The 11714-nt window shown below is 70.8% G+C and carries 12 protein-coding genes and 1 pseudogene; 4 read left to right on the forward strand and 9 right to left on the reverse strand.

Features of this window, described 5'->3' with window-relative positions:
- Positions 1 to 14 precede the first annotated feature (14 nt).
- The 8 genes from ACGF2Y_RS24855 to ACGF2Y_RS24890 all read right to left on the reverse strand — a co-directional run bounded on the left by ACGF2Y_RS24855 (position 15) and on the right by ACGF2Y_RS24890 (position 7512).
- Positions 15 to 641 (reverse strand): class I SAM-dependent methyltransferase, encoded by a 627-nt coding sequence (locus ACGF2Y_RS24855; RefSeq protein WP_392951412.1) that lies wholly within the window; start codon positions 639 to 641, stop codon positions 15 to 17.
- A 204-nt stretch (positions 642 to 845) separates the two neighbouring features.
- Positions 846 to 1124 carry a hypothetical protein gene (locus ACGF2Y_RS24860; protein WP_392951415.1) on the reverse strand — a complete coding sequence of 93 codons (279 nt, stop codon included), beginning with the start codon at positions 1122 to 1124 and terminating at the stop codon, positions 846 to 848.
- Positions 1124 to 2488, reverse strand: a complete 1365-nt coding sequence (locus ACGF2Y_RS24865) for a helix-turn-helix domain-containing protein (RefSeq protein ID WP_392951417.1) — start codon at positions 2486 to 2488, stop codon at positions 1124 to 1126. The genes ACGF2Y_RS24860 and ACGF2Y_RS24865 overlap by 1 nt, the downstream gene beginning before the upstream one ends.
- Positions 2489 to 3220: 732 nt before the next feature.
- Positions 3221 to 3787 (reverse strand): DM13 domain-containing protein, encoded by a 567-nt coding sequence (locus ACGF2Y_RS24870; protein ID WP_392951420.1) that lies wholly within the window; start codon positions 3785 to 3787, stop codon positions 3221 to 3223.
- A gap of 250 nt (positions 3788 to 4037) precedes the next feature.
- A complete protein-coding gene (locus tag ACGF2Y_RS24875) occupies positions 4038 to 4700 on the reverse strand; it encodes a hypothetical protein (RefSeq protein WP_392951422.1) in 663 nt (220 codons plus the stop codon).
- A 342-nt stretch (positions 4701 to 5042) separates the two neighbouring features.
- Positions 5043 to 5240, reverse strand: a complete 198-nt coding sequence (locus tag ACGF2Y_RS24880; RefSeq protein WP_392951424.1) for a ferredoxin — start codon at positions 5238 to 5240, stop codon at positions 5043 to 5045.
- 5 nt (positions 5241 to 5245) lie between these two features.
- Positions 5246 to 6508, reverse strand: coding sequence for a cytochrome P450 (locus tag ACGF2Y_RS24885; protein ID WP_392951427.1), 1263 nt, complete (start codon positions 6506 to 6508; stop codon positions 5246 to 5248).
- A 512-nt stretch (positions 6509 to 7020) separates the two neighbouring features.
- On the reverse strand, positions 7021 to 7512 hold the full coding sequence (locus ACGF2Y_RS24890) for an FBP domain-containing protein (RefSeq protein ID WP_392951429.1): 492 nt from the start codon (positions 7510 to 7512) through the stop codon (positions 7021 to 7023).
- Between the two features lie 82 nt (positions 7513 to 7594).
- Between ACGF2Y_RS24890 and ACGF2Y_RS24895 the strand changes: the two genes are divergently transcribed.
- The 4 genes from ACGF2Y_RS24895 (at position 7595) to ACGF2Y_RS24910 (ending at position 11141) form a co-directional block, all read left to right on the forward strand.
- On the forward strand, positions 7595 to 8167 hold the full coding sequence (locus ACGF2Y_RS24895) for a TetR/AcrR family transcriptional regulator (protein WP_392951432.1): 573 nt from the start codon (positions 7595 to 7597) through the stop codon (positions 8165 to 8167).
- A gap of 43 nt (positions 8168 to 8210) precedes the next feature.
- Positions 8211 to 9395: a GDSL-type esterase/lipase family protein gene (locus tag ACGF2Y_RS24900; RefSeq protein WP_392951434.1), complete on the forward strand. Its 1185-nt coding sequence runs from the start codon at positions 8211 to 8213 to the stop codon at positions 9393 to 9395.
- Positions 9396 to 9666: 271 nt separating this feature from the next.
- On the forward strand, positions 9667 to 10572 hold the full coding sequence (locus tag ACGF2Y_RS24905) for an NAD-dependent protein deacetylase (protein ID WP_392951437.1): 906 nt from the start codon (positions 9667 to 9669) through the stop codon (positions 10570 to 10572).
- A 239-nt stretch (positions 10573 to 10811) separates the two neighbouring features.
- Positions 10812 to 11141 carry an antibiotic biosynthesis monooxygenase gene (locus ACGF2Y_RS24910; protein ID WP_096624240.1) on the forward strand — a complete coding sequence of 110 codons (330 nt, stop codon included), beginning with the start codon at positions 10812 to 10814 and terminating at the stop codon, positions 11139 to 11141.
- 127 nt (positions 11142 to 11268) lie between these two features.
- On the opposite strand, the pseudogene ACGF2Y_RS24915 reads toward ACGF2Y_RS24910, so the two are convergent.
- Positions 11269 to 11596 (reverse strand): annotated as a pseudogene (locus ACGF2Y_RS24915) (kinase); the annotation flags it as partial.
- Between the last annotated feature and the right edge of the window lie 118 nt (positions 11597 to 11714).

Raw genomic sequence — 11714 nt, forward strand, 5'->3', positions numbered from 1 at the left:
TCACGCGGAGCTGCTCAAGAGGCGGGGCGGGAGTGCACGCTCACGGCGTAGCCGCAGCCGTGCTGGTACGGGTCGCCGCTCCAGGTCGCGTAGCGCTGCCGCAAGGTCAGTCCGGCGCGGGTGCACCAGTCGTCGAACTCCGTGAGGGTCATGGGCGGTTCCGGCAGTGGCAGGTGTGCCGCGTCCAGTCCCATGCCCGTGACCAGCAGACCGCCGGGGCGCAGTGCGGCCGCCAGGTGCCCGACGACGGTCGGTCCGGTGCCGGGGACCAGCAGGGGGATGACGTTCCCGGCGGCGAGCACCAGGTCGAAGTCCGGATCGAGGCCGAGGGCGTCCAGACGGGACAGGTCGCCAAAAAGCCACTCCTGGGTGGGTGCGTCGCGCCGTGCGACGGCGAGCATCGAGGAGTCGACGTCCACTCCGGTGCAGTGGTGGCCCAGCTCGGCGAGTCGGATCGCGATCCGGCCGGTGCCGCAGCCGGCGTCGAGTACCCGCGCGGCGGGCTCCAGCAGCGCGGCGCAGAAGGCGGCCTCGCCGTGGATGTCGTGGCCCGATGCGGCGAGCTGGGCGAAACGCCGAGCGTATTTCTCCCCGGCTTCTCCACCGGTCAGTTCCGCCCAACGGTCGCGTTGCCCAGTCATGTTCCCTATGCCTTTCGGTCGGCTCCCCCAGCTCGTGTGCGGTGGGCCGGTCAGGTGACCCAGCCGGTGGAGGAGGCGTTGCTGTATGCGTCGTGGTCGGGGCCGGGGTCATCGATGTTCCGGTCCCAGATGGCGTCGAGCTCCTGTGCGCTGCCGTCGAGTCAGGCGTCGACAGCCCTGTCCCGCACGCCGCGGACATCGATGCTACGGCTGACCGGGTCGCGTCGGTACGTGCGCTCCACCGCGGTCTGGTCGACGAGGTCCGGTCCTGGAGTGGCGAGACGTCGATGCGCCGGCGCGGTCCATGGCCTCGTAACCCGCGTCGGTGGTGGTGAGGTGGCGCAGGCGGACGGCAGGGCCGCGCTCGGTGTCGACGGGTGAGGCGATGCCGGTGATCACGTTCTTGATCGCGATGCCCAGGGCGTCGGCGCGCTGGACACCGTTGGCGTCGCACCGGCCGAAGTTCAGCCGGCGGCCTGCCATCAGCGGGTCACCGTGCCGATCGTGTACTCGCCCGACGCCCTGCCCTCGCCGTGCCTGATCCTCATCCGGGTCACACCTCGGCCCTCGGGGAAGACCTGGCGCCAGTCGCCCGTTACGTGCAGTTCGTCGGTACCCGCCATCGCGACGACGGTCAGGCCTGCCTGGTGGGCCTGGTGGGCCTTGGCCCAGAGGTTGGCGTAGGCCTGGCCGCGGATGATGTGCATCCAGTCCGGCCGGACCATCTCGCGGTTGTCGGTCGACTCCCCCATCGTCGAGATGAACTTGCTGTACATCGCCTTGACATACTCCAGCGTCAGGAAGTCGTCCTCGGCGATGGCTGCCTCCCGGGCGGCCCCGAGGGTCTTGCGCAGGGCGTCGAGGGCGTTCTCCGTAGCACCGGACGTCCACGACTCGTGGATCACGGGCGCCCCGGTGAGACCGTACTTGGGTCCGGAAAGGCGTTGCAGCAGCCGCAGGGTGGCGTCGGTGATCCAGAGAGCGCCGAGTCCGTCACGGTCGCCGATCGGGTCCGGCAGGTGCGGGTGGGGCCATGGGGCGGGGGTGATCAGGTGAACGCCGGAGCGCTTGGGATGGACACCGCCGGCGCCGGTGCTGTGTTCCAGATTGCCGATGGGGAGCCAGCACTTCAGCGCGGACAGGCAGGCGGCGTCGACGACGAGGGCGGTGACCCCGGTGTCGCCGGGGGCCTTGAGGGAGTAGCCGGGGTGGTGGAAGCGGGGGCGGGCTTCCCAGATCCGGTCCGGGTCCTTCATCGAGGGCTTCTTCAGGATGTCGGGCAGGGCGGGGTGGGCCGTGTAGTCGTAACGGGTGGTGGCCCGGGTCTCGTTGAACAGGTGCATCACGTCCGGGATCGCCCGTTTGATCAGAGCCTTGAGCGCGGCTTCCTCGTCGCCCCCGGAGCGTTCGGCTTCTTCCTGGACGGCGCGGCCGATGAGCGATGCCGTCTCGGGCCGGGCGCGGACGGCCGACCGGGCTCGGTGCTGCGGCCGGGCCGGGACCGGTGCCGGGGTGGGTGAGGCGGCCGCCGGGGCGGGGGCGGCCGGGGCGCCGGGTTCGCCCGGGTCGGCTGCCGGGGCCGGAGCGGGGGCGGGCGTGGGGGTGGCCGACCAGATTTCGACGAGGCCCTTCAACAGGCGCAGGTAGGGAAGGCGTGCGGGCGGCTGCGGGTCGGAGACCCCGGTCTCCCAGTTGGCCACGGTGGAACGTCCGACACCGACCGCCGACGCGACCTGAGCACGGGACAGGCCTGCTGCTTCACGCAGCCGCTGCCGCTCGGCCGGCGGCGGAGCGGCGGCTGTCAGGCGGGCCTCTTCGAGGAGCGCTTCGACACTGTTCTCACTCACGGCCTCACCGTACAGTGATGGGACATTCCTTGCGCGTTTGTTGGACGTACGTTGGACGCTCGTTGGACGTACGTTGGATTTTCTCCAGATGCGACTGGGGGATGCGGTTGTTCCCGGCCGCGCGCCTGCCGGGTCCTGCGCGCCGGCGACCCCGCCGAGGGGAAGGCGTCCCGGCTGGTCATCCCAGCGCATCTCCGGCCCGGCGAAGACCCGGACCACATGATGGCCTCGGCAAGCTACCGCCCTCTGATCGCCGTACAGCAGGGGCTCCAGCTCCAGGCACACGACGAGCGGCTCGTCGAGCATGTGCCCTGCCGAACCACCACCGCCCGGGGCGGAGCCCTTTCCGTGATCGGCCTCGACCCGGTCCAGGTGCACGACACCTGCGACGACGCGATGTCATGCACCCCGGACGGGGGCACCGGCGGCGATCGCCCCGGACTGGAATCCGTCGTGGCCCGTCGACCAGCAGCGGCACTACGCCGCCGTCCGTATGCTGCTCGCCGAGGACCACGGCATCCCCGATGTCCTGCCCGGTGTCACCGTCCACGGAGTCGCCGTCGGGACCGTGGGCCCGCCGGCAGCGCGAACCGGCGGTGTGGCGGGGTCTGATGCCCGAGCAGCGCGAACGCCTGGAACAGCTCGGCCTGCACCCCTTGTTCGTGCCGGAGCAGCCTCGGGCCCAGGGTGTGATCCGTCGGACCACCGAGCCGTATCGGGTGAGGGCGCTCGCTATACGGGGCGGGTCAACTCGGCCGCGCCGAAGGAGACGTCGAACCGGTCGCACCAGATGGTCAGGCTGGTGAAGTCGGCCGGGTCTACATGAGGGGGCAGCCGGTAGTTCTGGTCGCCCTTGTTGCCCTTGAGCTTGCCGAGGCTCTCGTACGCTCCGTCGTCGAAGACATGCCAGCCGTCTCGTCCCTCCTTCACCGGCGCGTCGGTGAGCCACACCCGAAGGTCCGGACCGTTGCTGGTGTCGAGGCCCTCCAGCCGTGCGATGTGCGAGCCGTCGGCGAGGCGGAGCAGCCTCACCGTGCCGGACGTGTGGTGCTCATGGCTGATCAGCTCCCCCGTGGCCACGGTCACCGGGCCGGCGGCCTCGGGGGGCTCCGACGCCGTCGGCTCGCTGCCAGAGCCGCCCACAGGAAGCGCCGCCGCCCCAGGCAATGCCTCCTGGACGGTCTCGTCCTGCCACAGCGTCCACGGCTGGAACCAGTAGAGCCCCGCTCCTGCCAGTGCGACGGCCACCAGCAGTCCCGCGACCACCGGCCGGGTCAGCCTCTCGCGCACGTTTCCCATCACTCCTCCTCCTGCGGTGAGCCTGCTCGATCGGGATCGACCGGGATCGACCGGCTCAGGAAGATCCATTCAAGTCGCCCGGCGCACCGGTGGCCATCGTTCTCAGGTGACGGAAGTCTTACGGTGGTGGCGTCGTCGGCCCCGTTCGCGGGCGGAGGCCTCAGTTCCGGGATACGTCGATCTGTCGATCTGCCCCACCGACAACCCGGTGCGCCGGGGCGGCCGTCGCAGGTGCACGACATCAGTCCGGTTACTTCCAGACGGTGAAGTACTGCTGGGTGGGGATGGTGAGTTTGAACACCATCCCGTACTCGCGGCGCAGATCATCCACGCTGGTAGAGGTCGGCTCGTGCAGGCAACGCCGTACCGTCGGGCCAGGGGGTGCGCACGGGCGCGGCTCTTCGATCAGTTCACGGGCGTCTCCGCTGCGCACCTGGTCCCAGTTGAGCGTGGTCGTTGCCGCGGCGAAGAGTTCTTTCGGCTCGCCGGTCCCGGGCCCTTGCGGGTCGCCCGTCTTTCCCCGGTAGTAGTCGACGACTGTTCGCGCGTACGAGAAGTCGTGGGCGAAGGGGATGGAGGATCCGGTGCGGTCTCCTGCGGCGAGGACGCCGTCGATGGTGTCGGCGATACGGCGGGGGTCGGCACCGAAATAGGCAGTGACGTACATGGTGCAGCGGATGTCGTACCGATCGTCACCTGATGGGAAGAACCACTCTCTCGCCTGCCCGCCCGCGCACTCGTCCTCCAGGGCAACCAGCCCGAGCGTGAGCGGGGTTTCGGTGTCCCAGGCGGCGATGGTGTCACGGCTCCAGGACTCGGCTTCCTGCCGCGCCTTCACCGCCTCCGAGCTGCCGGCGAGACTGCGCACGGCCTTCTCGCTGGTCGCGCCCCCACATGCCACGAGAGCCGGCATCAGGGTGATATTGAGACCTATGAAGAGGGCACGGCGTATGCGGGACCTCCGCTGTTGTCGTGGAGCAGGGGTCCTATGCCAGGCCACAGCGGCAGAAGCCAGAAGCGCGGCCAGGGAGAGCATCACGATCCACGGGGTGGTGATCATAGGATCATGTTTTGTCGGCTGTATGGACTACTGCTATCCGTACAGCTACTCAAAGATCACGGGGGCGCCCGGGTGACGATCAGCCCGACCCCCGCCGCGTAAAGGAGCGGAAGTCCGGCGGGGTGCAACCTGTTGCACCCCGCCGGTCGGGCCCTGTGCATGGCGGCCGGGCACCGTGACGAAGTGTCGAGCCCGTCAGTCGTCGGTCAGGGCCACCGCCCCCACCGGGCAGGCCCGCACGGCTTCCCGCACCAGCGGGTGGTCCCCCGTCGCCGCCGGGCGGCCGGGAAGCGTCTCGCTGAACCCGTCGTCGTCCTGCGTGAACACGTCCGGAGCGGTCAGCGCACACATGCCGGCCCCCACGCAGCGTTCCCTGTCGACCCGGATGCCCATGCGGCTCACCACGCCACGGGGAGTTCCAGCAGGCCCTGCACCGTGTCTCCGGGTTTGTGCTGGATCTCGTGCGCGGGCACGGCGAGCCGGAGGGCCGGCAACCGCTCGAAGAGCGTGCGCAGCGCGATGTCGAGTTCGGTGCGCGCCAGGTTCTGGCCCAGACACTGGTGGACGCCGAACCCGAAGGCGAGATGATGACGGGCCGACCGGTCCCAGTCGAGCGTCTCCGGATGGGCGAACACCTCGGTGTCGCGATTGATGAGCGAGGTCGAGAACACCACGCCATCGCCCTTGCGGATCGTCGTCCCGGCCACCTCGATGTCCTCGGCCGCCAGCCGCTGCAACCCGTCGGCGATGGACAGGAACCGCAGAAGCTCCTCGACCACCACGGCCGTCGTCGTCTCTCCCGCGCGCAGCGCCGCCAGCTGTCCGGGGTGCCCCAGCAGCGTGAACGTACCGAGCGAGATCATGTTCGCCGTCGTCTCGTGCCCCGCGACGAGCAGGATCATGGCGAACGAGACGAGGTCCTCACGGTCGACGGGCCCGTCCGGGCCGTCCCGGTGGATCAGCTCGTCCAGAAGCCCCTCCCCCGGTTCCACCCGCTTGCGGTCGATCAGGGCACCCAGGTACTCCTCCAGCTCGACCCGGGCACTGTCCACATCGGCCGCTCCCGGGCCGCGCAGGAGTCGCCGTGAGCACCCCTCGAAGAGCTCGTGGTCGGCGTACGGCACACCGAGGAGCGCGCAGATCACCATCGACGGCACCGGCAGCGCGAAGTCGGCCACCAGCTCGGCCGGCGGCCCCTGCCGTTCCATCTCGTCCAGCAGCCGGTCCACGGTCTCCTGGATGCTCGGGCGCAGGGCGGCGATCCGCTTCACGGAGAAGCTCGGGATGAGCATCCTGCGCTGTGTGTTGTGCTCGGGATCGTCGACGCCGAGCAGAGCCACCCGCCGCTGCCGTACGTTCGCGAACCGCTCGGCCGGTACGGGAAAGCCGGGGTGGGTGCGGTCGGTGGACAGCCGTGGATCCGCCAGCAGCCGTCGGGCCAGCGCGTGCCCGGTGACGGCCCAGACCGGACGTCCGTCGAAGAAGGCGACCCTGCTCAACGGCCGCTCCGCGCGCAGCTGCGCGTACCCGGTGGGCGGGTGGTAAGGGCAGTCGCGGTCCTGCGGGAACGGTGTCGCGGTGGCCGGTTCGGGGGCGGGGGCGTGGGCGGGGCAGGTGGAGTCAGGGTCCTGGCGGGCCGGTTCCGTCGTGGATTCCGTCATGGGAGCGGTCGCCTCGCAGAGCTCGGTGATAGGTGCGGAGCGGGTCGCTCCACACCACACACCAATTGGATGCCCTAGGCACCTATGTGGTCGACGCGCGGACCGGCCAGTTCGCGGGACGGCGGATCTGGCCGGTACCTTTCACCCCCGCCCGAGCCGTTCCGCATCTGCTCAGGTCCAGCGGGTGCGGCGGACCGGCAGGGGACGGAACCCCGCACCGCACATGGCCGGAACCGTTCACCTCGCCGTCCGGAATCATGCCGTCCGCGGTCGGCGGCGGCACACCCGTGCCCCACGCCGACGCTCCACGGCTCGGCGGCAGGCACCGTGCGTGTGGCTCACCCAACACTGGCGCGGTGTCACATCCCGCGATGCCGCCCTGTCTTCATTTCAGAGCCACCGCAAGGACTGCAAGCGCTCCATGTACCGCAGAAGCGCCGCGGAAGCCGGAGAGGGAAGGGGAAGGGAGGTCAGCCTCACCGCCGCTGTCACCCTGTCACCCTGTCACCCTGTCACCCTGTCACCCTGTCGATGAACGCGTCGAGATTCGCCACGGTTCGCTGGATCTGCTGTTCCAGGGTGAGCGACTCACGAAGCCGCGCCCCGACACCGGCGTCCTTCTTCCCGCGTACGTAGAGCGAGCAGGCGAGGTCGCTGCACATGTAGGCGCCGACCGAGTTGCCCTGCTGGCCCGCCTTCCCGGACTTCGGGGCCACCAGCAGGGAGACGCCCCCGGTATGGACGGTCACGCACAGGGAGCACATGCTGCGGCGGGTCTGCCAGGAGCCGGCGTCGGAGGAGCGCAGCTGGATCCCGACGGGCCCCTTGTCGGACACGGTCACGAGGTAGGCCCGGTCGGGGGCCTGAGGGTCGCGCCAGCCCAGGAAGTCCAGGTCGCCCCAGGGGCGGTCGGCCAGGTCGCGAGGGACGGACAGGCGCTTGGCCTCGCCCTTGGTGCAGTTCACGAATGCGGTACGGATCTCTTGCTCGGTCAGCGGTTCCATGCAATCCACGCTAAGATGCCTAATACTCTTAGGCAAATGTATATTTCTTTAGGCAATCGCAGAGAAGCGTTCGGAGCGTGGCATGGCGCGAGCAGGACTGGACGCGGAACGGGTCGTACGGGCGGGGGCCGAGCTGGCCGACGAGATCGGCTTCGAGCACGTGACCCCTTCGGAGCTGGCCCGGAAGCTGGGCATCAGGACCGCGAGCCTCTACTCGCACGTGAAGAACGCCCACGACCTCAAGACGAAGATCGCGCTGCTCGCCCTGGAGGAGCTCGCCGACCGGGCGTCAGCCGCTCTCGCCGGGCGGTCCGGCAAGGACGCGCTCAGCGCGTTCGCCAACGCCTACCGCGATTACGCCCTCCAGCACCCGGGGCGCTTCACCGCGGCCCGGTTCCGGCTCGACCCGGACACGGCGGCCGCCGGCGCGGGTGTCCGGCACTCCCGGATGACGCGGGCGATCCTGCGCGGCTATGCCCTGACCGAGCTCCAGGAGACACACGCGGTGCGGCTCCTGGGCAGCGTCTTCAACGGCTATGTGGAGCTGGAGACGGCCGGCGGTTTCAGCCACAGCTCCCCCGGATCCGAGGAGAGCTGGGCCGAGATCCTCGACGCGCTCGACGCCCTGCTGCGCAACTGGCCCGCCCGCACCTGAGCACACTCCTCCCAGCCCTTCGACGAACGAAGAGACCCAGAGCATGACCACCCAGCACGACTGGACGACGACGCCCATCACCCCCGCCATCCTGCGGGGCGCGCTCGACCTGGAGCACACCGAACGCGGCGTGCTGCCGCACCGGCTGCCCGAGCACGCACGGCTGCAGATACCCGACGGTCAACTGGCCATGGCGGAGTCGCAGCCCTCCGGGGTCCGGCTGGCGTTCCGCACCCGGGCCACCGCCGTCGAGCTGGACGTGGTGGCCACCAAGCGGGTCCATCCCGGGGCGCCGCCGCGCCCCGACGGCGTGTACGAACTCCTCGTGGACGGCCGCCCGGTGGCCCGAGCCAGTGCCCCGGACGGCGACACACTCACCATCGATCTGGTCTCGATGACCGCACAGACCCGGCCCGGCCCCGTGGAAACGCTCCGGTTCACCGGTCTGCCGGAGGCCGAGAAGGACGTCGAGATCTGGCTGCCCCACGACGAGACCGCACACCTGGTCGCCCTGCGTACCGACGCGCCCCTCCAGAGCCCCCGGCCGAGCGGCCGACCGGTCTGGCTGCACCACGGCAGTTCGATCAGCCATGGATCCAACGCCGCCACCCCGACCGGCACCTGGCCCGCCCTGGCCGCCGCCCTCGGCGAAGCCGAACTGATCAACCTGGGGTTCGGCGGCGGCGCGCTGCTCGACCCCTTCACCGCCCGCGCGATGCGCGACACCCCCGCCGACCTGATCAGCGTCAAGATCGGCATCAACGTCGTCAACACCGACCTGATGCGGCTGCGCGCGTTCGCCCCGGCCGTCCACGGCTTCCTCGACACCATCCGCGAAGGGCACCCCACCGCACCCCTGCTGGTCGTCTCGCCGATCTGCTGCCCGATCCACGAGACCACGCCCGGCCCCAGCGCTCCGGACTACAGCGCGATGGGTGAAGGGCGACTGGGGTTCATGGCCACCGGCGACCCCGCGGAGATTGCCGCCGGGAAGCTCACCCTCACCGTCATCCGGGACGAGCTGGCCCGGATCGTCGGACATCGCGCCGCCACCGACCCCCACCTGCACTACCTCGACGGCCTCGGCCTCTACAACGGGAGCGACCACGCCGAACTCCCGCTGCCCGACGATCTGCACCCGGACCCCGCCACCCACCGGCGCATCGCCGAACGCTTCGCCCGCCTCGCGTTCGGCGACGGCGGCCCCTTCCGCACGAAGAGCCGGTGACCCGGGCGGCTGACTGACCTCTCCGCCACCGCCGGGTCCGGCACGGGAGCTGTGTGCACCGCCGTGGCCGTGGCCGTTGCCGTGGCCGGAAAGCACACCCTGCCCGGATTCCGGTCGGCGGCGCCTCGGTGGCCCCTCTGCGAGACCTCTCTGCGGCCTCTCCTCACCTGCGGGTCGTCGTCCCGTCCCCTCTCTTCCCACCGCGGATCGCCGCCGCTCCGTGGTCGCGCGACGTCATCGGTGCCGGGGGTTGCTTCCGTACCCTGGGGACATGCGTATGCGACCCACTCTGAGCTGGACCTCCACCGAGGAGCTGCCGCCGGGCACCACGGACCTGGAGCCGGTCGCCGAGGCTCTGGGCCGCGGCGGTGTACTGGTCCTGAGCGGGGCGGGCATCTCCACGGAGTCGGGCATCCCCGACTACCGGGGCGAGGGCGGGAGCCTGAGCCGGCACACCCCGATGACCTACCAGGACTTCACCGCCGACGCCGGGGCCCGTCGCCGGTACTGGGCGCGCAGCCATCTCGGCTGGCGCACGTTCGGCCGTGCCCGGCCCAACGCCGGGCACGGGGCCGTGGCCGCGTTCGGGCGGCACGGTCTGCTCTCGGGTGTGATCACCCAGAACGTCGACGGTCTGCACCAGGCCGCCGGCAGTGAAGGCGTCGTGGACCTCCACGGGCGCCTGGACCGGGTCGTCTGCCTCTCCTGCGGCGCTGTCGGCTCGCGCCGCGAACTAGCCCGGCGGCTGGAGGAGGCCAACGAGGGCTTCGCGCCGGTGGCCGCCGCGATGAACCCCGATGGGGACGCCGATCTCACGGACGAGCAGGTCGGGGACTTCCGGGTGGTGCCCTGCAACGTCTGCGGGGGCGTCCTCAAACCGGATGTGGTGTTCTTCGGCGAGTCCGTGCCTCCGCAGCGGGTCGAGCACTGCCGCGAACTGGTCCGTGAGGCGACCGCGCTGCTGGTCCTGGGCTCCTCTCTGACGGTGATGTCCGGGCTCCGGTTCGTCCGGCAGGCCGCCCAAGCCGGGGTGCCGGTGCTGATCGTCAACCGGGACCCCACCCGGGGCGACCGACATGCCCTCACCCGCGTCGCCCTTCCGCTGGGTACGGCCCTGACCACCGTGGCCGGCCGGCTGGGCGTTCCCGTCGACGAGGCGGCGGCCGGGCCCGGGTGAGGTGGTGGGACGTCACCGGAGGTCGGAGCCGGTCCGGCCCTTCGGCCGGGAGCACCCCCGCCCAGGTGCGTACCTCGTCGATGTCAGCCCTGAGGAAGATGTCACCCTTGCGGAAGTGGTCCCCACCCGTCGGCCGCGAAGCCCCGCGCACCGGAGGTGACACATCCGGGAGCCCGGTCCCGTCCGCATCCGCCCCCCTGGAGCGACGGAGTCCGGACGTCGTACGGCAGGATGGTGCCATGAGCGTAGTCAAGATCAACGTGCTGACCGTCCCTCAGGAACAACGCGAGACGCTGGAGAAGCGCTTCGCTTCCCGGGCCCACGCCGTGGAGAACTCCGACGGATTCGAGTGGTTCGAGCTGCTCCGGCCCGTCGAGGGCACGGACGACTACCTCGTCTACACGCGCTGGCGTGACGAGGCCTCCTTCCAGGCATGGATGGAGGGACCGATGAAGGCAGCCCATCAGGGCGGCGACGCCGGGAGCGGCGAACGCCCCAAGCCCGCGGCCAGCGGGTCCACCGTGTGGTCCTTCGAGGTCGTGCAGCAGGCCGCGCCGACCGGCGCGTAGGCGAGCACGCACAGATGTGTCACCTGCCCGGACCGGCCCATGACCGGCCGGGCAGGTCCGCGCCGGGCGGGTCCACGCCGGGCAGGGCTGTTCGGCCCGCAGGGCTCCGGCACGTGACCGGTGTACCTGCGGCAGCCGGGACAAGGCCGGTGTCGAGGTAGCACCCATGCGTCGGGCACCGGTGGTCGGCGCGCAGCCGGGCGAGCATGTCACCGTAATGGTCGGCGTAGAGGATGCCTTCGACCATCACCTGGTAGCCGGCGTCCAGGGCGTAGCAGGACGGTCACGCCGGTCACGCCGATGTTCACCGCCCCCGGCCGGTCGTGTGCGCAGCACGGTGCGGCGCGGGTTGTCCTGGCCGAGCACGGCGGCCCGCGGCCGAATCCGTCGCGGAGACCGGCCGCGACGCTCGACTTCCCCCGATCGATGCGCTGTTTGCCTCGCAGGACGATCAGCCGGGTTTCTTCGGTGCGGTGCCGGTGCCCGCGTCGGCGCCTGCGTCGGTGCTCACCCCGGCGCTCACCCCGGTGCCCGCAGTCACGCCGCACGCGCCGGCGGCTGCCCGGGGCAGGC

The organism is Streptomyces sp. NPDC048142 (genome assembly GCF_043202835.1).
GTDB lineage: Bacteria > Actinomycetota > Actinomycetes > Streptomycetales > Streptomycetaceae > Streptomyces.